27 protein-coding genes are annotated in these 21,550 nt (G+C 59.4%); 6 read left to right on the top strand and 21 right to left on the bottom strand.

Translation table 11 applies throughout. The features are described 5' to 3' along the window. Positions 1–105: 105 nt before the first annotated feature. The 20 genes from rpsN to D5125_11410 form a co-directional block, all read right to left on the bottom strand. Positions 106–411: a 30S ribosomal protein S14 gene (gene rpsN, locus D5125_11505; protein ID QFY90058.1), complete on the bottom strand. Its 306-nt coding sequence runs from the start codon at positions 409–411 to the stop codon at positions 106–108. Positions 412–419: 8 nt separating this feature from the next. Continuing rightward, positions 420–959: a 50S ribosomal protein L5 gene (gene rplE, locus D5125_11500; GenBank protein ID QFY90057.1), complete on the bottom strand. Its 540-nt coding sequence runs from the start codon at positions 957–959 to the stop codon at positions 420–422. Between the two features lie 13 nt (positions 960–972). Continuing rightward, on the bottom strand, positions 973–1,290 hold the full coding sequence (rplX, locus tag D5125_11495) for a 50S ribosomal protein L24 (GenBank protein ID QFY90056.1): 318 nt from the start codon (positions 1,288–1,290) through the stop codon (positions 973–975). 43 nt (positions 1,291–1,333) lie between these two features. Further along, positions 1,334–1,702: a 50S ribosomal protein L14 gene (rplN, locus tag D5125_11490; protein ID QFY90055.1), complete on the bottom strand. Its 369-nt coding sequence runs from the start codon at positions 1,700–1,702 to the stop codon at positions 1,334–1,336. A 36-nt stretch (positions 1,703–1,738) separates the two neighbouring features. Beyond that, positions 1,739–2,008, bottom strand: a complete 270-nt coding sequence (gene rpsQ, locus D5125_11485; GenBank protein QFY90054.1) for a 30S ribosomal protein S17 — start codon at positions 2,006–2,008, stop codon at positions 1,739–1,741. Next, positions 2,005–2,205, bottom strand: a complete 201-nt coding sequence (rpmC, locus tag D5125_11480) for a 50S ribosomal protein L29 (GenBank protein ID QFY90053.1) — start codon at positions 2,203–2,205, stop codon at positions 2,005–2,007. Before rpmC ends, rpsQ begins: the two co-directional genes overlap by 4 nt. Continuing rightward, positions 2,205–2,618: a 50S ribosomal protein L16 gene (rplP, locus tag D5125_11475; GenBank protein QFY90052.1), complete on the bottom strand. Its 414-nt coding sequence runs from the start codon at positions 2,616–2,618 to the stop codon at positions 2,205–2,207. Before rplP ends, rpmC begins: the two co-directional genes overlap by 1 nt. 2 nt (positions 2,619–2,620) lie before the next feature. Continuing rightward, on the bottom strand, positions 2,621–3,301 hold the full coding sequence (rpsC, locus tag D5125_11470) for a 30S ribosomal protein S3 (GenBank protein QFY90051.1): 681 nt from the start codon (positions 3,299–3,301) through the stop codon (positions 2,621–2,623). Positions 3,302–3,320: 19 nt separating this feature from the next. Further along, entirely contained in the window at positions 3,321–3,653 is a 333-nt protein-coding gene (rplV, locus tag D5125_11465) for a 50S ribosomal protein L22 (protein QFY90050.1), read from the bottom strand. 12 nt (positions 3,654–3,665) lie between these two features. Then, positions 3,666–3,941 (bottom strand): 30S ribosomal protein S19, encoded by a 276-nt coding sequence (gene rpsS, locus D5125_11460; GenBank protein ID QFY90049.1) that lies wholly within the window; start codon positions 3,939–3,941, stop codon positions 3,666–3,668. A 17-nt stretch (positions 3,942–3,958) separates the two neighbouring features. Continuing rightward, a complete protein-coding gene (gene rplB / locus D5125_11455) occupies positions 3,959–4,786 on the bottom strand; it encodes a 50S ribosomal protein L2 (GenBank protein QFY90048.1) in 828 nt (275 codons plus the stop codon). Between the two features lie 32 nt (positions 4,787–4,818). After that, positions 4,819–5,115, bottom strand: a complete 297-nt coding sequence (gene rplW, locus D5125_11450; protein QFY90047.1) for a 50S ribosomal protein L23 — start codon at positions 5,113–5,115, stop codon at positions 4,819–4,821. Beyond that, complete coding sequence (gene rplD / locus D5125_11445; GenBank protein QFY91141.1) at positions 5,112–5,714, bottom strand: 50S ribosomal protein L4; 603 nt, start codon at positions 5,712–5,714, stop codon at positions 5,112–5,114. Before rplD ends, rplW begins: the two co-directional genes overlap by 4 nt. A 5-nt stretch (positions 5,715–5,719) precedes the next feature. Beyond that, complete coding sequence (gene rplC, locus D5125_11440; GenBank protein QFY90046.1) at positions 5,720–6,370, bottom strand: 50S ribosomal protein L3; 651 nt, start codon at positions 6,368–6,370, stop codon at positions 5,720–5,722. Between the two features lie 10 nt (positions 6,371–6,380). Further along, a complete protein-coding gene (rpsJ, locus tag D5125_11435) occupies positions 6,381–6,692 on the bottom strand; it encodes a 30S ribosomal protein S10 (GenBank protein ID QFY90045.1) in 312 nt (103 codons plus the stop codon). 8 nt (positions 6,693–6,700) lie between these two features. Next, on the bottom strand, positions 6,701–7,891 hold the full coding sequence (tuf, locus tag D5125_11430) for an elongation factor Tu (protein QFY90044.1): 1,191 nt from the start codon (positions 7,889–7,891) through the stop codon (positions 6,701–6,703). Between the two features lie 22 nt (positions 7,892–7,913). Continuing rightward, on the bottom strand, positions 7,914–10,013 hold the full coding sequence (fusA, locus tag D5125_11425; GenBank protein QFY90043.1) for an elongation factor G: 2,100 nt from the start codon (positions 10,011–10,013) through the stop codon (positions 7,914–7,916). Positions 10,014–10,042: 29 nt separating this feature from the next. After that, on the bottom strand, positions 10,043–10,513 hold the full coding sequence (gene rpsG, locus D5125_11420) for a 30S ribosomal protein S7 (protein QFY90042.1): 471 nt from the start codon (positions 10,511–10,513) through the stop codon (positions 10,043–10,045). A gap of 45 nt (positions 10,514–10,558) precedes the next feature. Beyond that, positions 10,559–10,933 (bottom strand): 30S ribosomal protein S12, encoded by a 375-nt coding sequence (gene rpsL / locus D5125_11415; protein QFY90041.1) that lies wholly within the window; start codon positions 10,931–10,933, stop codon positions 10,559–10,561. Between the two features lie 298 nt (positions 10,934–11,231). Further along, the gene (locus tag D5125_11410; GenBank protein QFY90040.1) at positions 11,232–12,050 is read right to left on the bottom strand and encodes a CbbQ/NirQ/NorQ/GpvN family protein; all 819 of its coding nucleotides are present in this window, start codon (positions 12,048–12,050) and stop codon (positions 11,232–11,234) included. Positions 12,051–12,400: 350 nt separating this feature from the next. Between D5125_11410 and D5125_11405 the strand changes: the two genes are divergently transcribed. The 4 genes from D5125_11405 (at position 12,401) to D5125_11390 (ending at position 17,499) form a co-directional block, all read left to right on the top strand. Then, positions 12,401–13,681, top strand: a complete 1,281-nt coding sequence (locus tag D5125_11405) for a CoB--CoM heterodisulfide reductase iron-sulfur subunit A family protein (protein QFY90039.1) — start codon at positions 12,401–12,403, stop codon at positions 13,679–13,681. A 411-nt stretch (positions 13,682–14,092) separates the two neighbouring features. After that, positions 14,093–15,955, top strand: coding sequence for a hydrogenase iron-sulfur subunit (locus D5125_11400; GenBank protein ID QFY90038.2), 1,863 nt, complete (start codon positions 14,093–14,095; stop codon positions 15,953–15,955). A gap of 12 nt (positions 15,956–15,967) precedes the next feature. Then, on the top strand, positions 15,968–16,591 hold the full coding sequence (locus D5125_11395) for a 4Fe-4S dicluster domain-containing protein (protein QFY90037.1): 624 nt from the start codon (positions 15,968–15,970) through the stop codon (positions 16,589–16,591). 8 nt (positions 16,592–16,599) lie between these two features. After that, positions 16,600–17,499, top strand: coding sequence for a CoB--CoM heterodisulfide reductase iron-sulfur subunit B family protein (locus D5125_11390; protein ID QFY90036.1), 900 nt, complete (start codon positions 16,600–16,602; stop codon positions 17,497–17,499). A 63-nt stretch (positions 17,500–17,562) separates the two neighbouring features. Here D5125_11390 and D5125_11385 read toward each other — a convergent pair whose 3' ends face one another. After that, positions 17,563–18,834, bottom strand: a complete 1,272-nt coding sequence (locus D5125_11385) for an integron integrase (GenBank protein QFY91140.1) — start codon at positions 18,832–18,834, stop codon at positions 17,563–17,565. A gap of 244 nt (positions 18,835–19,078) precedes the next feature. Between D5125_11385 and D5125_11380 the strand changes: the two genes are divergently transcribed. Together D5125_11380 and D5125_11375 are read left to right on the top strand one after the other, a co-directional pair. Continuing rightward, positions 19,079–19,726 carry an N-acetyltransferase gene (locus D5125_11380; GenBank protein ID QFY90035.1) on the top strand — a complete coding sequence of 216 codons (648 nt, stop codon included), beginning with the start codon at positions 19,079–19,081 and terminating at the stop codon, positions 19,724–19,726. A 1,352-nt stretch (positions 19,727–21,078) separates the two neighbouring features. Beyond that, positions 21,079–21,492 (top strand): DUF4279 domain-containing protein, encoded by a 414-nt coding sequence (locus D5125_11375; protein ID QFY90034.1) that lies wholly within the window; start codon positions 21,079–21,081, stop codon positions 21,490–21,492. The last annotated feature ends 58 nt before the right edge of the window (positions 21,493–21,550 follow it).

Genomic DNA, 21,550 nt, shown 5'->3' with positions numbered 1-21,550 from the left:
GGTACTTCGCAACGTCAAAACAAGAAAGCGTTTTTTTGCTCGTATCGGTTTTTCAGGCAAAAACCACGGCCAAGCGCCCTGCCCGACCAAAAGCCAACTTCTGATCTACCAGCTGGCCTTGACCAATCCGGGCACGTCGCCGCGCATGGCCGCTTCACGCAGCTTGTTACGGCCCAGGCCAAACTTGCGGTACACCCCATGGGGACGGCCACTGACCCGGCAGCGTTTCATCTGGCGGGTTGGCGAGGCATCACGCGGCAGCTTCTGCAACTTGAGAACGGCCTCATCCACTGCCTCCGGGCTGCTTGCCGGGCTGTTGATGATCGCCTTCAACTCCGTGCGCTTGGTGGCGAACCTCAGTGCGGTCTTGGTGCGCTTTACCTCACGCGCCAGCATACTTTTCTTTGCCATAGGATTTCTCAGCCTTTGAACGGAAACTTGAAGGCGGCCAACAGGGCGCGGCCTTCGTCATCGGTCTTGGCCGATGTGGTGATGATGATGTCCAGGCCACGCAGGCTGTCCACCTTGTCGTAGTCGATCTCAGGGAACATGATCTGTTCCTTGACCCCCATGCTGAAGTTACCCCGACCATCGAAGGACTTGGGGTTGAGGCCACGGAAGTCACGGATACGCGGGATGGCGATATGGATCAGACGCTCCAGGAACTCATACATGCGTTCGCGGCGCAAGGTCACCTTGCAGCCGATCGGCCAGCCCTCACGAATCTTGAACCCGGCCACCGACTTGCGTGCCTTGGTCACCACCGGCTGCTGACCGGCGATGGCGCGCATGTCATTCACCGCGTGATCCATGATCTTTTTGTCCGCCACGGCCTCTCCCACCCCCATATTGAGGGTGATCTTTTCGATTCGGGGCACTTCCATGACCGATTTGTAACCAAACTGATCGCGCAGCTTGGCGACGATCTCTTCCCGATATACTGTCTGCAAGGTAGTCATAATCTCGCCTGCCTTATACGTCAACGACTTCGCCGTTGGACTTGAACACCCGCACCTTGCGGCCATCTTCCAGGGTCTTGAAGCCAACCCGATCGGCCTTGTTGGTAACCGGATTGAACAAGGCCACGTTGGAGACGTGCAGGGGCATCTCTTTCTCGACAATGCCGCCCTGCTCGCCACGGGCCGGGTTGGGTTTGGTATGGCGCTTGACCAGGTTGATGTTTTCCACCACCAGGCGCTCTTCGCTTACCATCTGGGCTACGGTACCCCGCTTGCCCTTGTCTTTGCCTGCAACGACGATCACCTCGTCGCCCTTTCGAATCTTGCGCATCGCTTGTTCCTCAAAATACCTTTGGCCTGACGGATGATTGGCCTTACAACACTTCCGGGGCGAGCGAAATGATCTTCATGAAGCGTTCACTGCGCAGCTCGCGGGTTACCGGGCCGAAGATACGGGTACCGATGGGCTGAAGGTTGTTGTTCAGCAGCACGGCGGCATTGCCGTCAAAGCGAATCAGGGAGCCGTCGGGACGGCGCACGCCCTTGGCCGTGCGGACCACCACGGCGTTATATACATCGCCCTTTTTCACCTTGCCTCGGGGTATGGCATCCTTGACGCTGACTTTGATGATGTCGCCTATACCGGCATAACGCCGATGGGAACCACCCAGTACCTTGATGCACTGGACCCTCTTGGCACCACTGTTGTCCGCGATACCCAGCGTTGATTGCATCTGAATCATGGTCTTATTCCACTCTAGTAAATTGCTTCAGCCAATTCAGGCCGGACGCTCGATGATCTTGACCAGGCGCCAGCACTTGCTCTTGGAGATCGGCCGACACTGTTCCACCAGTACCGTATCCCCGGCCTTGCAGCTATTGTCCGCGTCGTGGGCATGCAGCTTGGTCGAACGGCGGATAAACTTGCCATACAGGGGGTGCTTGACCTGACGCTCGACCAACACGGTGGCGGTCTTGTCCATCTTGTCGCTGACCACCCGACCGATCAGGGTACGGTTGCTCTGGGGTGCCTCTATTGCCTCACTCATGACGCTTTACCTGACTTGAGTTCATTCATCACGGTCTTGATCCGCGCTATTTCTCGGCGCACCCGTTTCATCTCGGAAGGCCGCGCCAGTTGCTCTGTACCTCTCTGCATACGCAGATTGAACTGCTCCTTGAGCAGCTCAAGCATCAGCTCCTTCAACTCTGCTGGGCTCTTACCACGCATATCACTCGCTTTCATCACAACACCTGGCGTTTAACAATGGTTGTCTGCACCGGCAGCTTGGCCGCAGCCAGAGCAAAGGCCTGGCGTACCAGTTCTTCGTTCACGCCCTGGATCTCATACAACATGCGACCGGGCTGAATCTGGGCCACCCAGTATTCGACGTTACCCTTACCCTTACCCATACGCACTTCCAGGGGCTTTTTGCTGATCGGTTTGTCTGGGAAGATGCGAATCCACAGCTTGCCGCCACGCTTGACATGGCGCGTGATGGTACGTCGCGCCGCCTCGATCTGACGGGCGGTGATGCGCCCGCGGCCGATTGCCTTCAGGCCGTATTCACCAAAGCTGACGCGATTGCCCGACTGTGCCAGGCCACGGTTGCGGCCCTTGTGCATCTTGCGGTACTTGGTTCTCTTAGGCTGTAACATGATTATGCCTTTCTACCCGATTTACGCGGTTCGGCCACTTCGGCAGGCTCTTCGTTGCCATAGACCTCACCCTTGAAAATCCACACCTTGGTGCCAATCACGCCGTAGGTGGTATGCGCCTCGGCAAAGCCGTAGTCGATATCGGCACGCAGGGTGTGCAGGGGCACGCGGCCCTCGCGATACCATTCCCCACGGGCGATTTCGGCACCGTTGAGACGGCCGGCGATATTTACCTTGATGCCACCTGCGCCCAGGCGCATGGTGTTCTGCACGGCGCGCTTCATGGCGCGACGGAACATGACGCGGCGCTCCAGTTGCTGGGCAATGCTCTCGGCAACCAGCTGGGCGTCCATCTCCGGCTTGCGGATCTCCTCGATGCTGATATGCACCGGCATACCCATGCGTTTGGCCACCTCGGCCCGCAGTTCATCTATGTCCTTGCCCTTCTGGCCGATCACCAGACCGGGACGCGCCGTGTGAATGGTGATATTCACATTCTTCGCCGGTCGGTCGATCTGAATCCGACTGACAGAGGCCTGGGAGAGTTTGTCCTTGAGGAAGGCGCGCGTCTCCAGGTCGCTGTTGAGCATGTTGGCGTAATCCTTGGTGTCGGCATACCACTTGGACGTCCAGTCCTTGACGATACCGAGACGGATCCCGATCGGATGTACTTTTTGACCCATCGTGGCCTCTCTCTGTTACTTACTTGTCTGAAACCGTCACGGTAATGTGACAGGTTCTCTTTAAGATACGGTTGCCCCGTCCCTTGGCACGTGCATGCATGCGCTTCATGGTGGGGCCTTCATCGACGCAGATGGCGCAAATACGCAATTCATCGATATCGGCATTTTCGTTGTGCTCGGCATTGGCAATGGCCGAGTCGAGCACCTTCTTGACCACGCCGGCCGCCTTCTTGTTGCTGAACTGGAGCAGATTGAGCGCCTGTTCAACCGGCATGCCGCGTACCTGGTCGGCGACAAGACGGCCCTTCTGGGCAGACATCTTGGCGTAACGCAATTTGGCAAAAGTTTGCATGACTAGACCCTGTTACTTTTTCGATTTCTTGTCTGCCGCATGACCGCGATAGGTACGGGTCAGGGCAAATTCGCCCAGCTTGTGGCCGACCATGTTCTCCGACACAAGCACAGGCACATGCTGGCGGCCGTTATGCACGGCGATGGTCAGACCAACCATGTCCGGCAGTACGACGGAGCGGCGCGACCAGGTCTTGATCGGGCGCTTGTCGTTGTTTTCCAGTGCGGTCTCGATCTTCTTCCACAGGTGGTGATCGACGAATGGGCCTTTTTTTACTGAACGTGGCACGCTGATGTCCTCACTGATTATTTTTTGTTGCGACGGCGCACAATGTACTTATCGGTACGCTTGTTGGTGCGCGTCTTGTAACCCTTGGTCGGAACGCCCCAGGGGGTGACCGGATGTCGGCCGCCCGAGGTACGCCCTTCACCACCACCGTGCGGGTGATCCACCGGGTTCATGGCTACGCCACGCACCGTTGGACGTACCCCGCGCCAGCGTTTGGCACCGGCCTTGCCCAGGGAGCGCAGGCTGTGCTCGCTATTTCCCACCTCGCCGATCACGGCGCGGCAGTTGCTCAGCACCTTGCGCATCTCGCCGGAGCGCAGACGCAGGGTGGCGTAGGAGCCGTCCTTTGCCACCAGCTGTACGCTGGCCCCGGCACTGCGGGCTATCTGAGCACCCTTGCCGGGCTTAAGTTCGATGCAATGGATCAGGCTACCCAAGGGTATATTGCGCAACGGCATACAGTTACCCGCGCTGATCGGCGCGCTGGCACCGGACAGCAGGGTATCGCCGGCCTTCACCCCACGCGGGGCGATGATGTAGCGATGCTCGCCGTCCTCGTACTTGAGCAGGGCAATGTGCGCGGTACGATTGGGATCGTACTCGATGCGCTCTACATTGGCCTTGATGCCATCCTTGTTGCGCTTGAAATCGATTACCCGATAGCGTTGCTTGGCACCACCACCCCGATGCCGGGTCGTGATGCGGCCGGTATTGTTGCGACCGCCCTTCTTGGTCTTCTTCTCCAACAGCGGCCCGTGGGGCGCGCCCTTGTGGAGGTCAGGGGTATGCACCGTCACCACGAAGCGGCGTCCGGGTGAGGTCGGGTTAGCTTTAACCAGTGGCATAATCTGTTCCTGCGTCTATAGGGCCGGGCCGCTTAGGCACCAGCGCCAAAGTCGATGTCGTTGCCCGGCTTGAGTTTTACGTAAGCCTTTTTCCAATCGGCGCGGCGTCCCATGATGGCACCGTGCCGTTTCTTTTTGCCCTTGACGTTGAGTACCCGAACCGAGTCCACTTCCACCTTGAACAGTTCGCTTACCGCCGCCTTGATCTCGGGTTTGCTGGCATCCGGCGCTACCTTGAAGGCAAAGTGGCGGCTGGCATCGGCCATCTGCGTGCTTTTTTCCGACACCAGGGGTGCCAGCAGGATCTTCATCAGGCGTTCTTTGTTCATGCCAGTCGCTCCTCCAGGGATTTCAGGGCGGCGCTGGTCATGAGCACCTTGCCAAAGCCAACCAGGCTGACCGGATCGATCTCATCCACTGCGCACACGCCCACATGATAGAGGTTGCGCGAGGACAGATAGAGGTTCTCATCGGGTTCCTGATCAATGATCAGCACATCCTTCAACCCCATGTCGTGCAGACGCTGGGCCAGCACCTTGGTCTTGGGGGCATCCACCTGGAAGCTCTCCACCACCTGCAGGCGCTCCTGGCGCAGCAGTTCGGAGAGGATAGAGCGCAGCGCGGCGCGGTACATCTTGCGGTTGACCTTCTGCGCCCAGTTCTGTGGCCGGGCGGCGAAGGTTACACCACCGGAGCGCCAGATCGGGCTGCGGCTAGTACCGGCACGGGCGCGGCCGGTGCCTTTCTGCCGCCAGGGCTTGGCCCCGCCACCGCTGACCTGGGCGCGGGTCTTCTGCGCCCGGGTTCCGGCGCGGGAACCGGCCAGGTAGGCATTGACTACCTGATGGATCAGCGCCTCGTTGTAATCGGCGGCGAATACAGCCTCTGCAACCTGCAGGCTGGTGCCGTCCTGTACTGTCAATTCCATCGTCATTACCCCTTATTCGTCTTCTTCGCGGCGGCGGTGATGATCAGGTCGCCACTGCTGGAGCCGGGCACTGAGCCCTTCACCAGCAGCAGGTTGCGTTCGGCATCCACCCGTACCAGCTCCAGGTTCTGCTGGCAGCGCTGTACATTGCCCATCTGACCTGCCATGCGCTTACCCTTGAACACCCGACCTGGGGTCTGACACTGGCCGATGGAACCCGGCGCGCGATGGGACAGGGAGTTACCGTGGGTGGCATCCTGCATACGGAAGTTGTGGCGCTTGACGCCACCGGCAAAGCCCTTGCCCTTGCTGGTTCCGCGTACATCCAGGATCTGGCCCTGTTCGAACAGGCCCACATTCAGCTCGCTGCCTACCTGGATATCATCGGCCTCGCCTTCACCGACACGGAATTCCCACAGGCCGCGGCCTGCCTCTACACCGGCCTTGGCAAAGTGGCCGGTCTCGGCCTTGTTCAGGCGCGAGGCCTTCTTTTCGCCACTGGTGACCTGAATGGCGCGATAACCATCACGCTCTTCGGTGCGCAGCTGGGTTACCCGATTGGGTGCAACCTCAATGACGGTTACGGGGATGGAGCGGCCCTCTTCGGTGAAGATGCGCGTCATGCCCGCTTTGCGTCCGATAAGTCCAATTGCCATTGCTCTAACCTCAGTTCAGCTTGATCTGAACATCCACGCCGGCGGCGAGATCCAGTTTCATCAAGGCATCAACAGTCTTGTCTGTGGGATCGACTATATCCATCAGACGGTTATGGGTGCGGATCTCATACTGGTCGCGGGCGTCTTTGTTGACGTGTGGCGAGATCAGCACGGTGAAGCGCTCTTTCTTGGTCGGCAGCGGGATGGGGCCGAGCACCGTGGCACCGGTGCGCTTGGCCGTCTCTACGATCTCCCGTGCGGACTGATCGATCATGCGGTGATCGAAGGCCTTCAAACGGATACGGATTCTCTGATTAGTCATGGCTCAAATCACTCGATAATCTTGGATACCACACCGGCACCCACGGTGCGGCCGCCTTCGCGGATGGCGAAGCGCAGGCCCTCTTCCATGGCGATGGGGTTGATCAGCTTGACCGTCATCTTGACGTTGTCGCCGGGCATGACCATCTCCACCCCTTCCGGCAGGTCGCAGGCACCGGTGACATCGGTGGTGCGGAAGTAGAACTGCGGACGATAGCCGTTGAAGAAGGGGGTGTGACGACCGCCTTCTTCCTTGCTCAGCACATAGACCTCGGCCTCGAAGTGGGTGTGCGGCTTGATCGTGCCGGGCTTGCACAGCACCTGACCACGCTCGACGTCTTCGCGCTTGGTGCCGCGCAGCAGCACGCCGACGTTGTCTCCGGCCTCGCCCTGGTCGAGCAGCTTGCGGAACATTTCCACCCCGGTACAGGTGGTCTTCTGGGTGTCGCGGATGCCGACGATTTCGATTTCTTCACCCACCTTGACCACGCCGCGCTCCACCCGGCCGGTGACCACGGTGCCACGCCCGGAGATGGAGAAGACGTCTTCGATGGGCATCAGGAAGGCACCGTCGATGGCCCGCTCGGGCTCGGGGATGTAACTGTCCAGGGCCTCGACCAGCTTGTCGATGGATTTGGTGCCGATGTCGCTGTCATCACCCTCCAGGGCCTTGAGCGCGGATCCGACCACGATCGGGGTGTCGTCTCCGGGGAAGTCGTAGCTGTCGAGCAGTTCGCGGATCTCCATTTCCACCAGCTCCAGCAGTTCTTCATCATCGACCATGTCGGCCTTGTTCATATAGACGATGATGTAGGGCACGCCCACCTGACGCGACAGCAGGATGTGCTCACGGGTCTGCGGCATGGGGCCGTCGGCGGCGGAGACCACCAGGATGGCACCGTCCATCTGCGCCGCGCCGGTGATCATGTTCTTTACATAGTCGGCGTGTCCGGGGCAGTCCACATGGGCGTAGTGGCGCATGTCGGTTTCGTATTCGACGTGGGCGGTGGCGATGGTGATGCCACGCTCACGTTCTTCCGGGGCGTTGTCGATCTGGTCGTAGGCGCGTGATTCGCCACCGAACTTGCTCGCCTGATGGGTAGTGATGGCCGCGGTCAAGGTGGTCTTGCCGTGGTCAACGTGACCTATGGTGCCGACGTTTACGTGCGGTTTCTTACGTTCAAACTTTTCTTTGGACACGACTTCTACCCTCGTGGATGACTTACTGTTTCTTAATGATCGCCTCGGCTACGGCCGCAGGTACCTCAGTATATTTCTCGAATTCCATGCTATAGACGGCCCGCCCCTGGGTCGCCCCGCGCAGGTCGGTGGCGTAGCCGAACATCTCGGCCAGGGGCACCTGGGCGCGTACTACCTTGCCTGCCGGGCCTTCGTCCATGCCCAGCACCATGCCGCGACGGCGGTTGAGATCACCCACCACGTCGCCCATGTTTTCCTCCGGGGTGGTTACCTCCACCTTCATCATCGGCTCCAGCAAGACCGGCCGCGCCTCTTTTGCGCCGCTTCTGAAGCCCATGGAGCCGGCGATCTTGAACGCCTGCTCGGATGAGTCCACCTCGTGATAGGAGCCATCGAACAGGGTGACTTTGACCCCCTGCACCGGATACCCCGCCAGCACGCCGCTGGTCATGGTCTCCTGTATGCCCTTGTCCACCGCCGGAATAAACTCCCGAGGCACTGCCCCCCCGACGATGGCGTTGACGAATTCGTAGCCCTTTTCCGCGTCTTCCAGAGGCTCGATGCGCAGCCAGACATGGCCGTATTGACCGCGTCCACCGGACTGGCGCACAAACTTTCCCTCACTCTCCACCCTGCTGCGGATGGTCTCGCGATAGGACACCTGGGGCGCGCCCACGTTGGCCTCTACCTTGAATTCACGCTTCATCCGGTCAACGATGATGTCCAGATGCAGCTCTCCCATGCCGGAGATGATGGTCTGCCCCGATTCCTCGTCGGTATGTACCCGGAACGAGGGGTCTTCCTGCGCCAGCTTGGAGAGCGCCAGGCCCATCTTTTCCTGATCCGCCTGGGTCCTGGGCTCTACCGCGACCGAGATCACGGGCTCGGGGAAGTCCATTTTCTCCAGCACTATGGGCCGGTCGATGGCGCACAGGGTCTCGCCCGTGACCACGTCCTTGAGGCCGACCGCAGCGGCGATCTCGCCGGCCCGTACCTCTTTTATCTCTTCCCGATGGTTGGCGTGCATCTGCAGGATGCGGCCAATGCGTTCCTTCTTGCCCTTGATCGGATTGAGTACCGTATCGCCCGACTTCATCACCCCCGAATAGACCCGAAAGAAGGTCAGTGTGCCGACGTAGGGGTCGGTGGCAATCTTGAACGCCAGCGCCGCAAAGGGCTCGTCATCGGCCGGGTGACGCTCGGCCAGGGTCTCCTCGGCATCCAGCAGGTGGCCCTTGATGGAGGGCACATCCAGCGGCGAGGGCATCAGCTCGACCACCTTGTCCAGCAGGGCCTGCACACCCTTGTTCTTGAACGCGGAGCCGCAGGTAACCGGGACTATTTCCAGCTCCAGGGTGCGCTTGCGCAGCCCCTGGATGATCTGCGCCTCGGACAGCTGGCCCGATTCCAGGTAGCTGTCCATCAATTCTTCGTTGGCCTCGGCGGCCGCTTCGACCATCTCTTCGCGCAGTTGCTGACAGGTCTCCAGCATCTGGCTGGGCACTTCCTCGTAGTGGAAGTCTATGCCCATGTTCTCGTTCGACCAGACGATGGACTTCATCTTGATCAGGTCGATGACCCCACCGAATGCCTCCTCCGCGCCTACCGGCAGCTGGATCGGTACCGGAGTTGCCCCCAGCCGGGTCTTGAGTTGCTCGACAACGCGCAGGAAGTCGGCCCCCATACGGTCCATCTTGTTGACGAAGGCCATCCTCGGCACATGGTACTTGTTTGCCTGCCGCCAGACCGTCTCTGACTGGGGCTCCACCCCACCCACGGCGCAGAGTACAAAGACAGCGCCATCCAGTACCCTCAGGGAGCGCTCCACCTCGATGGTGAAGTCCACATGCCCGGGCGTATCAATGATGTTGATACGGTGATCTTCAAACTGTTGCGCCATGCCGCGCCAGAAGGCGGTGGTGGCGGCGGAGGTGATGGTGATGCCACGCTCCTGCTCCTGCTCCATCCAGTCCATGGTGGCGGCCCCATCGTGTACCTCACCTATCTTGTGGGATACACCGGTGTAGTACAGCACCCGCTCCGTGGTGGTCGTCTTGCCGGCATCGATGTGGGCCATGATGCCGATATTGCGATAACGCTCGATGGGTGTGGCGCGAGCCATTTCATCTCTCCCAATGACCCGCAGCCCAACTACCAGCGATAATGAGCGAAGGCCTTGTTGGCCTCGGCCATGCGGTGGGTGTCTTCCTTCTTCTTCACCGCCGAGCCCTTGGAGTCCACGGCATCGATCAGTTCACCGGCCAGGCGCTGATCCATGGATTTTTCGCTGCGTTTGCGCGCCGCGTCGATCAGCCAGCGCATGGCCAGGGAGTCGCGCCGCTTGATGCGCACCTCGACCGGCACCTGATAGGTGGCACCACCGACCCGGCGGGACTTGACCTCTACCAGGGGGCGCACGTTTTCCAGCGCCTGCTCCAGCAGTTCCAGCGGGTCGCCACCGGACTTCTGCGTCAGCTTGTTCAGGGCACCATAGATAATGTGTTCGGCTACGGATTTCTTGCCGTCCACCATGACCATGTTGACGAACTTGGTCACCTGCAGACTGCCGAACTTGGGATCGGGCAGTACTTCGCGTTTTTGTGCAACTCTTCTTCTGGGCATTGCTCTGGGCCTATCTGAATCTTTATCCAATCAACCTAATAGGTATCAGCTCTTTGGGCGCTTGGCACCGTACTTGGAGCGTGCCTGGCGGCGTTTTTCCACACCCGAGGTATCCAGGGTGCCGCGTACCGTGTGGTAGCGCACGCCGGGCAGGTCCTTGACGCGACCGCCACGGATCAGCACCACCGAGTGCTCCTGCAGGTTGTGCCCCTCACCACCGATGTAGCTGGTCACTTCATAGCCGTTGGTCAGGCGCACTCGGGCCACCTTACGCAGGGCCGAGTTGGGCTTTTTCGGCGTAGTGGTGTAAACACGGGTGCAAACGCCACGCTTTTGCGGACATGCCTCCAGGGCAGGTACGTTGCTCTTTTCAATTTTGCGCTGGCGGGGTTTGCGCACCAGCTGATTGATTGTTGCCATCTAAATCGTCTCCAGGGACGCTTCCACATGCTATAAAAAACAGAGAGTGCAGGACCCTACCCAACTTGCTAAAGCGCGTTGGGAAGCCAAGCACTCAGGAAAATCTTTATGATTACGGCGCTGCGCACGCCTCTGCCGACATTTGGCGTCGATCAAGAGGCGCGAACTATACGCAGGTTTCAGGAGTGTGTCAACGCCTAATCAGGCAACAAAGCAGGCGGCCAATCCGGCCTGGGGCAAAGGCCGGGCGCGGTGCGTTCTACCTGGGTTGAATCGGGTCAGGGAGCCCTGAAGCTGTTCAGAACAGGGATGCCGACAGCTCATTGACCGCGCTGAGCATCTCCGCATCGTCGGTGAGCGCCTGGGCGATGCAGCTGGCACAGGCGCTGACCGGATCGACGTCGCTGGCGATGAGCTTGGCGGCGTGTACCAGCAGGCGGGTACTGGCACCCTCGTCCAGGCCGGAGCCGCGCAGGTTGCGCGTCATCTGGGCGAACTTGACCAGCTGGCGGGCGGTCTGGGCATCGACGCCGGATTCCTTCTCGACGATACGCTGCTCCAGCTCGGCATTGGGGTAGTCGAACTCCAGGGCGACAAAGCGTTGGCGGGTGGACTGCTTGAGGTCCTTGAGCACGCTCTGATAGCCGGGGTTGTAGGACATCACCAGGCAAAACTCAGGCCCGGCCCTGAGCACCTGACCGAGCTTTTCAATCGGCAGCACGCGGCGGTCGTCCGCCAGGGGGTGGATCACCACCGTGGTGTCCTTGCGCGCCTCCACCACCTCGTCCAGATAGCAGATGCCGCCATGACGCACGGCACTAGCCAGGGGGCCGTCGATCCACACCGTCTCGCCACCCTTGACCAGATAGCGGCCAACCAGATCGGAAGAGGTCAGATCATCATGGCAGGAGACGCTGATCAGGGCCCGCCGCAAGCGCCAGGCCATGTGTTCCACAAAGCGGGTCTTGCCGCAGCCGGTAGGGCCCTTGAGCAGGATCGGCAGGCGGTTATCATAGGCCGCCTGGAACACCTCCAACTCATTGGCCAGGGGCTCGTAGTAGGGCTCATCATCTATAAGGTGGGATTCAGGTGAAAAGGCGGTAGCGTGTTCAGTCATCAGACACCTTATTCTACTTGATCAAATGGACTTTGGCTGTCCTGCGCAAGCCCGAGTGCCATCCCGAGCTTGTCGCAGGGGACGCGCCGGGAGGCCTCTGACAGAGACAAAAAGACGATCCAGCCGCATTTGGCAATACGGCCCATCTATCCGCATATTGGTAAATTCGATAGGCACTAGCCCTAATTGGCTATGGCAGCGGACCCCGAAGGCGTGTATCTTTGCCCGCTCTTGAAATAGCCGTTCGTTTGCGGCCCTGCGGATAATAACTTAGCAAGTTAGTCGGGATTGTACTCCCCCGCCGCCGGAACGCAAGCCTTGAATCCCATAATCCGCGACGGAGGATCACCATGACGGATATAGTCGCAACCAATCAGACCATTCTGGTGGTCGGTGGTGGCATCAGCGGTATGACCGCTGCTCTGGAAGCCGCTGAAACCGGAAAGCAGGTCGTCCTGGTTGAAAAGCGCCCCTATCTGGGTGGCCGTGTTAGCCAACTGCACAAGTACTTTCCCAAGCTGTGCTTCCCCACTTGCGGACTGGAGATCAACCAGCGTCGCGCCAAGATGAACCCCAATCTGACCATCCTGACCCTGGCCGAGGTGACCAACCTCAGCGGTGAGGCCGGTAACTACAGCGCCACCATCCGGCTCAGCCCGCGTTACGTCAACGACAACTGCACCGGCTGCGGTGATTGCGAGCGCGCCGTGGAGGCCGAATTCGATGACGAATTCAACTACGGCCTGGGCAAGCACAAGGGGGCCTATCTGCCGCACAAGATGGCCCACCCCATGCGCTATGTCATCGACCCGCAGATGATCGGCACGCCGGATGCGGACAAGGCCAAGGCCGCCTGCAAATACGACGCCATCGAGCTGGACATGCAGGAAGAGGAACTGACCATCCCCTGTGGGGCCGTGGTCTGGGCCACCGGCTGGCAGCCCTATGACGCTGCCAAGATTCAGCCCTATGGCTATGACCGCTTCGCCAACGTCATCACCAACGTCGAGTTCGAGCGCATGGCCGACCCCACCGGGCCGACCGGCGGCAAGCTGATTCGCCCAAGCGATGGCAAGGAGGCGAAGAACGTCGCCTTCATCCAGTGCGCCGGTTCCCGTGACCGCAATCATCTCTACCACTGCTCACGCATCTGCTGCATGGCCTCGCTGAAGCAGACCCACTACGTCACCGATGCCTATGAAGATGCCGCCGTCAGCATCTACTACATCGACATCCGCGCCATCGACCGCTTCGAGGACTTCTACGAAAGGGTCAAGGCCAAGGACAACGTCACCTTCATCAAGTCCAAGGTGGCCTCGGTCACCCAGGACAAGGACGGCAACCCCGTGCTCAACGGCGTGGATACCGAGGGCTATAAGCGCTACGCCAATGCCCACGATCTGGTGGTGCTGGCGGTCGGCATGGAACCCAGCGTGAGTGCCGACAGCTTCCCGGTGGAGATCGTCCTCAACCGCGAGGGCTTCATCGAGCCGGTGGCGGAAAACGGCGGCGTGTTCGCCGCCGGTTGCGCCTCGGATGCCCTGGACGTGAACCGTTCGGTGCAACACGCCACCGGTGCCGCCCTGCGCGCCGTACAAGTCGTCAACCGCGTTGCTGGAATGGAGGGTTAATCCATGGCTGACAAAAAACTAGTAGGTTATATCTGCACCGGCTGTGGCATCGGCGAGCGCCTGGATGCCGCTCAGCTGGAGACCACCGCCAAGCGTGATGGCAAGCTGCAAGAGGCCAAGCAGCACCCCATGCTGTGCAACGCCGAAGGCGTGAAGATGATCCAGGATGACATCGGCGAGGGTGCCACCCACATCATGATTGGTGCCTGCTCGCGCCGCGCCAAGGTGGAGGCCTTCAGCTTTGCCGATGTCGCCATGACCCGCGCCAACCTGCGTGAAGGCGTCATCTGGCTGCGACCGGATAGCGACGAAAACCGCGAGACCACACAGGACATGGCCGATGACTACATCCGCATGGCCTGCGCCGAGCTAAAGGCGATGAACATCCCCCAGCCCTCCGGCGAGCAATCCCTGAATAAAAACATCCTGGTGGTCGGCGGCGGCGTGGCTGGCATGACTGCTGCCCTGGAGGCGGCGGCGGCGGGCTATCCCACCACCATCGTGGAGAAATCCGGCACCCTCGGCGGCCACATGGCCCAGTTGCACAAGCGCACACCCTACCGGGCCGCCCCCCTGGGCACCAGCAACAGCCGCACTGCCGATCTGCCGCAGCCCATCGACAACGACGTGGCCGAACTGATCGCCCAGGTGGAGGCCAACGACCAGATCAGCGTGCATCTGAACAGCACCCTGGCCAGCACCGACGGTGCCCCCGGTCGCTTCAAGGTGGAGATCGCCACCGAGTCCGGCTCCACCAGCAGCGCCGAGTTTGGCGCTATTGTTCAGGCCACCGGCTTCACCCCCTATGACGCCAACCAACTGCCGGAACTGGGCTACGGCAAGAGCCCGGACGTAATCACCAATCTGGAGCTTGAACGCCTGGCCAAACAGGCCGAGGGCGGCCCGATCAAGCGCCCCTCCGACGGCAAGGCCGTCAGTAGCGTAGCCTTCGTCCAGTGCGCCGGTCAGCGTTCCAGCGAAAAGGGCAAGCTGCCCTATTGCTCCGGCTTCTGCTGTACCACCAGCATCAAACAGGCGATCTACTTCAAGGATCAGAACCCGGATTGCGAGACCACCATACTGTTCGATGACCTGCGCACCCCAGGTGCCGCCGGTGAAGACTTCTACCGCGCCGGCCAGCAAAAGATGGTCACCTTCCGCAAGGCGACGGTGTCCGGCTTGGAGGGCAACAAGGTCAAGATCCGCGACCTGATCCTGGATCAGGACGACAGCCTGGAGGCCGATCTGGTGGTCCTGGCCACCGGCATGGTGGCCAACTCCGGCCCCGATCCCTACGCCCAGCTGGCCTTCGATGAAGCCGAGGAAGGCTCTGAGGAAAAGGAAACCCTGCGCAAGGCCCTGGAAGTGGCACCGCCGTCCATTCTCAATCTACAGTACCGGCAGGGCACCGACCTGCCCCACCTGAGGCATGGTTTCAACGACTCGCACTTCATCTGCTTCCCCTATGAGAGCCGCCGCACCGGCATCTATGCCGCCGGTCCCGTGCGTCGTCCCATGGACATACAGCAGGCCAAGGATGACGCCATGGGTGCCGCCATGAAGGCGATTCAGGCGGCGGAAAACGCCGCCCAGGGTCGCGCTGCCCATCCGCGCTCCGGGGATCTCAGCTTCCCCACCTTCCGCAAGGAGGGCTGCACCCAGTGCAAGCGCTGTACCGTGGAATGCCCCTTCGGTGCCATCAACGAGGATGAAAAGGGCTTCCCGGTGTATAACGAGGCCCGCTGCCGTCGCTGCGGCACCTGCATGGGGGCCTGCCCGGTGCGCGTCATCTCCTTCGAGAACTACTCGGTGGAGACGGTCAACCAGCAGATCAAGAACTGTGAAATCCCCGACGAGTTCGACGAAAAGCCGCGCATCCTGGTGCTCGCCTGCGAGAACGACGCCTACCCGGCGCTGGACCAGGCCGCCCTGTCCGGTACCGAGATCACCCCCTGGGCCCGCGTCATCCCGGTGCGCTGCCTGGGCTCGGTAAGCCTGTCCTGGATCACCGACTCGATGAACTCGGGCTACGATGGCGTGGTGCTCATGGGCTGCCGCCGCGATGACGACTACCAGTGTCACTTCGTGCGTGGTTCCGCCATGGCCGCCGAGCGCATGAGCAAGGTGGGCGACACCCTCTCCTCGCTCAACCTCGAACCCGAGCGCGTGGTCCACTACGATGTCGCCATCACCGACATCCAGCGGGCACCGCAACTGATCAACGACATGGCCGCGACGATCGAAAAGATCGGCCAAAGTCCATTCAAGTTCTAAGGGGGAATCGACATGAGCGACATGAATTCCGCAATGATCGACAAGTACCGCAACGACTTTCTCAAGGAAGTCGAAGCGAACGTGGAAGAAGGCGAATGGGTGAAGATGTGCATGCAGTGCGGCGTCTGCTCCGGCTCCTGCCCCCTGGGCAAGCACTGGTCGCACCCGCCGCAGGAGATCTTCATGATGATCCGCGCCGGCCAGCGTGACGAGGTGCTCGGCTCCGACTCCATGTGGATGTGTACCTCCTGCTACAACTGCATCGTGCGCTGCCCGCGTGAGGTGCCCATCACCCACATCATGCACGGCCTGGCCCACTACGCCAAGCGCCTGGGCCTCTCGCCCAAGGGCCAGCCGACCCAGCAGTTCTCGCAGATGTTCTGGGACAACATGATGAAAAAGGGCCGAGTCAACGAGCTCAAGCTGGGCCTGTCCCTGTACTTCAAGGACGGCTTCGGCCAAGGGGTGAAAAACGCCCTGGCCAACCAGAAGCTGGGCCAGAACATGATGAAGGCCAAGCGCATGAGCCCCATGGAAATCCTAGGTGGTCACAGCCTCAAGGACGTTGGCGGTTTCCAGAAAATGATCCAGAAGGCGCAGGAACTGGAAGAAGCGCGCCTTAAAAACGGCAAGTGAGGTAGCAAATGGCTAAGCGTGAATACTCTTTTTATCCCGGTTGCTCCTCCCAGACAGGTGCCTCCTCCTCCAACCTCATGGTCTCGGTCAAGACCATGTGCGAGGAACTCGACGTCCAGCTCAACGAGATCCCGGACTGGAACTGCTGCGCCGCCTCCATCGGCTACGGCGGCGGGGGTGTGTTGCCCCGCCTGACCCTGTCGGCGCGTAACATCGCCCTGTCCGAGCAGCACAACGCCGGTCAGGACATAGTCGCCACCTGCGCCGCCTGCTGGCTCTCCACCCGTGAGGCGCACGAACGCCTAAACGACGATCAAAGCCTGTTCGCCGAGGCCAACACCGCCCTGGCCGAGGCCGGCCTCAAGCTGACCAACCAGACCCCGATCAAACACATGGCCGAGGTTCTGGTGGAAGACATCGGCTACGATGCCATCAAGGCCAAGGTCAAGAAACCGCTCAGCGGCATCAAGGTCGCCGGCTACGTTGGCTGCCAGACCAACCGCCCCTTCGGCATCGCCGGCGAGTCCTACGAAAACCCCCTCTACCTGGACCACCTGGTGGATAGCCTGGGTGGTGACTCCATCCCCACCTATGAAAAAAAGGTGCAATGCTGCGGCGGCGCCCTGGCCTTCTCCGAGGCGCAAAAGTCACAGGAAATGATCAAGGGCATCATTGAGGCCGCCTACGACCACGGTGCCGACATGATCGCCACCCCCTGCCCCCTGTGTCAGGCCAACGTGGAGATCTACCAAGACCAGATCAACGCGACCTATGGCACCAAGTTCGACATGCCGGTGGTCTATTACGCCCAGCTGATGGACGTAGCCTTCGGCCGCAACGCCAAAGACAGCGCCCTCGACGGCCAGATCATCCGCGCCAAGAAGCTGGATGACCTCGCCAACAAGTAACGACAGCCTTAACGCCCGTCGCTATCATCGAAGGCCCTCGCGAGAGGGCCTTTTTTTGGGCTCCTAGAGTTCATCCACCGGGCTACGCACCGGCGGCACCCCACCCCGATTCAGCACATGGGTATAGATCATGGTGGTGGATACATCGGCATGGCCCAACAATTCCTGCACGGTACGGATATCGTAACCGGCCTCCAACAGATGGGTCGCAAACGAGTGGCGCAAGGCGTGGCTGTTCACCCGCTTGGCGATACCCGCCTGCATAGCCGCCGCCTTGATCACCCGCTGCAGACCCGATTCATGTAGGTGATGGCGACGCAGCTTGCCCAACTTGGGGTCTGTGGACAGCCGTGAACTGGGGAATACATACTGCCAAATCCACTCCTGGGGCGCGTTGGGGTACTTTCTCGCCAGGGCATCGGGTAAATAAACCGTCCCCGCGCCAACCGCTAGATCTCCCTCATGCAGCCCACGCACGTCCTGCAGATGCCGCTTCAAGTCCTCGACCAAGCGTTCCGGCAAAGGCACGACCCGATCCTTGCCACCCTTGCCATCGCGCACCACAATTCGACCATTGCCAAAATCCACATCGCCAACACGCAGGCGTACGCACTCCATCAAACGCATTCCCGTGCCGTACATCAACCGTGCCATCAGCCCATAGACACCTGAAAGTTCTGCAAGCAGGGCGCGCACCTCATCACGACTCAGCACCACCGGCAACCGAGGTGGACGCTTGGCCCGGCCAAACTGCAAATCCGCCAAGGGCCGCCCCAGTACCTCCTTAAATAGATACACCAGTGCATTCAATGCCTGGTTCTGGGTACTGGCCGCCACCTGTCGTTCCACCGCCAAATGCGCCAGAAACGCCTCGACATCCTGAGCCGAAGACTCCTGCATCCTCTTTGGACGTACAAACAGGATAAAGCGATGGCACCAATCGACGTAGGTTTGCTCGGTGCGAAGGGAATAGCGACGCGCCCGCAACGAATGGGCCAACGTTTTTAACGGTTCGTGTTGATCCGCAGAAGCCTGATACCGGGGCAAAGCAGAAACAAGTGCCTCGGGGTGCACCGCCTGAGCCATCGTGGGGTGATCGACCGCCAATGCCTGCCCCGCTTCCTTCCAATAATCCCAATCCAGCGAACGACAGGCCCTGTTGTCGGCCAAATCAATCACCAACAGTTGCACCGCCTCCACCATTTGGCGAAACTGCCAATCAGACAACGACTGTTCGAGGGAATGCCGATGGAAAAATGCCACCACCTGTTCCGATTCCACCTCCGTCATCCGCGCCGGTTTGACGAAGGCCACAAAGGCCTCTGCCCGCACCATATACCAGCGACGCTGATTCTCAGGGATGCGTTGCGCCTCCAGCACCGACAGATACCGATCCCAACTCGATGGCCGACCCGTTTCTCTGCGTTCCGGAAGCGTGGTCGGCGAGGTTTTGTGGAAATTAGTCATACTCTCGAAATTCTATGCTAGACTGATTGCAGTCTAGCACAATACTGGAAGATGTCAGTCTATTTCACTGTTATCACATCTCTATCAAATCACCGAGCAGGAAGAGGAAAATATGAATATCATTTTGAGAAACGAAGAAGAAAAGGATTATCAAATCGTTGAAGATCTGACACGAGAAGCATTTTGGAATTTATACTGTCCTGGCTGTACTGAACACTATCTGGTTCACAAAATGCGGCATCACCAAGATTTCATTCGAGAACTGGATATTGTTGCAGAAGAGAATGGGACAATTGTTGGCAATATCATGTATACCCAAGCGTGGTTGCACAATGAACGCGGAGAACAATTAGAGATTGTCAGCTTTGGCCCCATTAGCGTCTTGCCCGCGTATCAGAGAAAAGGTGTCGGAAGTGCCTTAATTCAGCATTCCAAAGAGCTTGCAAGGGAACAGGGGCGACATGCCATCGTCATACTTGGTGATCCCCATAATTATTGTAAACATGGATTTAAGAGTGCAAAGGATTTCAATATTGCTGATAGTAGGGGATATTATCCCTATGGGATGCTTGCTCTTGAGTTACAAGACGGGATCTTAGCAGAACATACATGGATATATCAGGAGAGCGATGTGTATCATATTGACGAAAATGAGGCCAATGAATATGATAAAAATTTTGTCGAAAAGGAAAAAGGATACCGTGTTTCACAAGAAATCTTTTCAATTGCCTATCGCTCCTATCTCATGGATATTGAATAATCGTGTATAAAGAACGTTTTGACCTTCTTGGTATCACTCATAAATTAGAAAAATTGAAGCATGAAGTCAACGTAGCAAAGTTTATTGTGTGAGAAGATACAAATAACGGGGAAAGAGAAGCCGTGATAACAATCCAAATGGAGAAGGATTTGAGAACCGCGTGGCAATGCTATCAAAGTACTTCCGGTCAAGGTCTTGTGGTAGCTCAAACAGAGTTGCCCGCTGTCAGGGCGGTTCTCAAACCTCTCATTTGGGGCGTTGGGCTGGCACACCCAGGCTCGCCACCTGAGCGCGGATCAGGGGCTAGGGAATGCCTGACTACCGGGTAGCCATCCAAACGCGCTCAGCGGCTTCTCAGCGCGTCATTTGGCCGGGCTTTGATCCCGCAGTCGCCGCCGTATTTTGGTTGATTAGGGTGCCGTGTGTGACGGCCCCCACTTGGAGGCCTCGGTTCACGCTCGTTACTCGGGAGGGTTTAAGTACCGGGAGTACCGAGAAAACAACCCGGAGTGTCAGAATCCCTTGTGTACGGGTTGTGTGGTGGAGATCGCACCGGGGCGGGAGTGGAGATCGAGGGCGGGAGATTCAGGGGGCGGTGATGCTGTCACGTCGCTTGCAGGTCGAGCGCAGGCCAAAAGACGGCCAGCGCCCGCCCGGCAATCGCCGCGCCAGTGGAGGGGCCGGAAGTGGCGGAAGGCCCGGAAGAGTCCGGCGTTCGTCGCTGTAGCAGGGTCCGCCCGTCACGGGCTTTGCATCAGCACCTCAGCAGCGGGCAGCTCAGGCGCTCGGCAAAGCCCGCGCCGGGCTCATTTGTGGCGGATGGCCGGGCCGCGTCCATGCGCCCCTTCGTGGTCCTTCCCTGCGGCGCATCCATGCGCCGGGAGCGCCTCGCCTACTCCGCGGGCTCCGGGTAGTGTTCATCCTCCCACTACCCTGGGTAGCGCTCGTTCCTCCCGCTACCCAGGGTAGTGCTCGTCTTCGCACTACCCTCCCGCCCACTCCGTTGACGGCGAAGCGCGGGGCGGGCTATTCCGGCCCTGGGCTGTTTTGGCCCTGGGGGGGTGGGCTGTTTTGGCCCAGGGAGGGGAGGGCCATTCTGGCCCACCACAATAGACACGGTTATAGACAGAAGACAAAGACGACGACTACCGCGCGGGCGTGCGCCCGCACGCGCGTTGATCGCCCGTCGTAGTCGCCGGGAGGCTACCCGAAGTAGTCGCGGTCTACCCCTGGGCTCCTGGCCCAACAGCAGGTTCAACCGGACCCCGGCCAGGCGGCGCGGTTCCGCTTCGCTTCATCCGCGCCGCCTGTCCGGGGCCGGTTAACCTGAACGTTAGGCGCAGAAGATAGCTATGCCACAAATAAGTAAATCGACGGCAGCCCTTAGGATCATTGGTGAGTCTGTCCAACCAGACGAGATTACAAAACAGCTTGGGTGCAATCCGACGTTTTCGTGTAGGAAAGGCGATACTAGACATACAAAAAACAAAGAGATACGCAGTATTTATAGGCAGGGAATGTGGAGATTTGATGCGAAAGACGAATCTCCAGAAAATCTAGACAAGCAAGTTTATTACATCATTAATAGAGTATCAAGTGACATTGAAGTTTGGAACATGTTAAGAGAGCAATACAATATAGACATAATATGTACATTATCTATGGAGAGCTACAATGAAGGAATGGAGCTTTCGCCTGGGTCTATGCTAGCACTAGGCAAAAGGGGCATAACTCTAGGCCTAGACATATATAGTCCATATGATTAAGAATCTGCGCCTAACACGGCGCTACACCGGACGCGCCAAAGGCGCGCGCCGGTGAGCT

It is taken from the genome of gamma proteobacterium SS-5 (assembly GCA_009497875.2).
Lineage (GTDB): Bacteria > Pseudomonadota > Gammaproteobacteria > Chromatiales > Chromatiaceae > Magnetovirga > Magnetovirga frankeli.
Note: the sequence above shows the minus strand (reverse complement) of the source record. Positions and strands in the feature narration are given on the sequence as shown.

Bases quoted from the DNA above. Each gene is read 5' to 3' on its own strand.
- rplP (QFY90052.1), bottom strand. From the start codon at position 2,618: ATGTTACAGCCTAAGAGAACCAAGTACCGCAAGATGCACAAGGGCCGC.
- D5125_11405 (QFY90039.1), top strand. From the start codon at position 12,401: ATGACGGATATAGTCGCAACCAATCAGACCATTCTGGTGGTCGGTGGT.
- rplE (QFY90057.1), bottom strand. From the start codon at position 959: ATGACTACCTTGCAGACAGTATATCGGGAAGAGATCGTCGCCAAGCTG.
- rplB (QFY90048.1), bottom strand. From the start codon at position 4,786: ATGCCACTGGTTAAAGCTAACCCGACCTCACCCGGACGCCGCTTCGTG.
- fusA (QFY90043.1), bottom strand. From the start codon at position 10,013: ATGGCTCGCGCCACACCCATCGAGCGTTATCGCAATATCGGCATCATG.
- rplV (QFY90050.1), bottom strand. From the start codon at position 3,653: ATGCAAACTTTTGCCAAATTGCGTTACGCCAAGATGTCTGCCCAGAAG.
- rpsG (QFY90042.1), bottom strand. From the start codon at position 10,513: ATGCCCAGAAGAAGAGTTGCACAAAAACGCGAAGTACTGCCCGATCCC.
- D5125_11380 (QFY90035.1), top strand. From the start codon at position 19,079: ATGAATATCATTTTGAGAAACGAAGAAGAAAAGGATTATCAAATCGTT.
- D5125_11385 (QFY91140.1), bottom strand. From the start codon at position 18,834: ATGGTGCGGGCAGAGGCCTTTGTGGCCTTCGTCAAACCGGCGCGGATG.
- rpsC (QFY90051.1), bottom strand. From the start codon at position 3,301: ATGGGTCAAAAAGTACATCCGATCGGGATCCGTCTCGGTATCGTCAAG.
- rpsQ (QFY90054.1), bottom strand. From the start codon at position 2,008: ATGAGTGAGGCAATAGAGGCACCCCAGAGCAACCGTACCCTGATCGGT.
- D5125_11375 (QFY90034.1), top strand. From the start codon at position 21,079: ATGCCACAAATAAGTAAATCGACGGCAGCCCTTAGGATCATTGGTGAG.
- D5125_11390 (QFY90036.1), top strand. From the start codon at position 16,600: ATGGCTAAGCGTGAATACTCTTTTTATCCCGGTTGCTCCTCCCAGACA.
- rplN (QFY90055.1), bottom strand. From the start codon at position 1,702: ATGATTCAGATGCAATCAACGCTGGGTATCGCGGACAACAGTGGTGCC.
- D5125_11395 (QFY90037.1), top strand. From the start codon at position 15,968: ATGAGCGACATGAATTCCGCAATGATCGACAAGTACCGCAACGACTTT.
- rplW (QFY90047.1), bottom strand. From the start codon at position 5,115: ATGAACAAAGAACGCCTGATGAAGATCCTGCTGGCACCCCTGGTGTCG.
- D5125_11410 (QFY90040.1), bottom strand. From the start codon at position 12,050: ATGACTGAACACGCTACCGCCTTTTCACCTGAATCCCACCTTATAGAT.
- rplC (QFY90046.1), bottom strand. From the start codon at position 6,370: ATGGCAATTGGACTTATCGGACGCAAAGCGGGCATGACGCGCATCTTC.
- rpmC (QFY90053.1), bottom strand. From the start codon at position 2,205: ATGAAAGCGAGTGATATGCGTGGTAAGAGCCCAGCAGAGTTGAAGGAG.
- rplD (QFY91141.1), bottom strand. From the start codon at position 5,714: ATGGAATTGACAGTACAGGACGGCACCAGCCTGCAGGTTGCAGAGGCT.
- rpsL (QFY90041.1), bottom strand. From the start codon at position 10,933: ATGGCAACAATCAATCAGCTGGTGCGCAAACCCCGCCAGCGCAAAATT.
- rplX (QFY90056.1), bottom strand. From the start codon at position 1,290: ATGCGCAAGATTCGAAAGGGCGACGAGGTGATCGTCGTTGCAGGCAAA.
- rpsN (QFY90058.1), bottom strand. From the start codon at position 411: ATGGCAAAGAAAAGTATGCTGGCGCGTGAGGTAAAGCGCACCAAGACC.
- rpsJ (QFY90045.1), bottom strand. From the start codon at position 6,692: ATGACTAATCAGAGAATCCGTATCCGTTTGAAGGCCTTCGATCACCGC.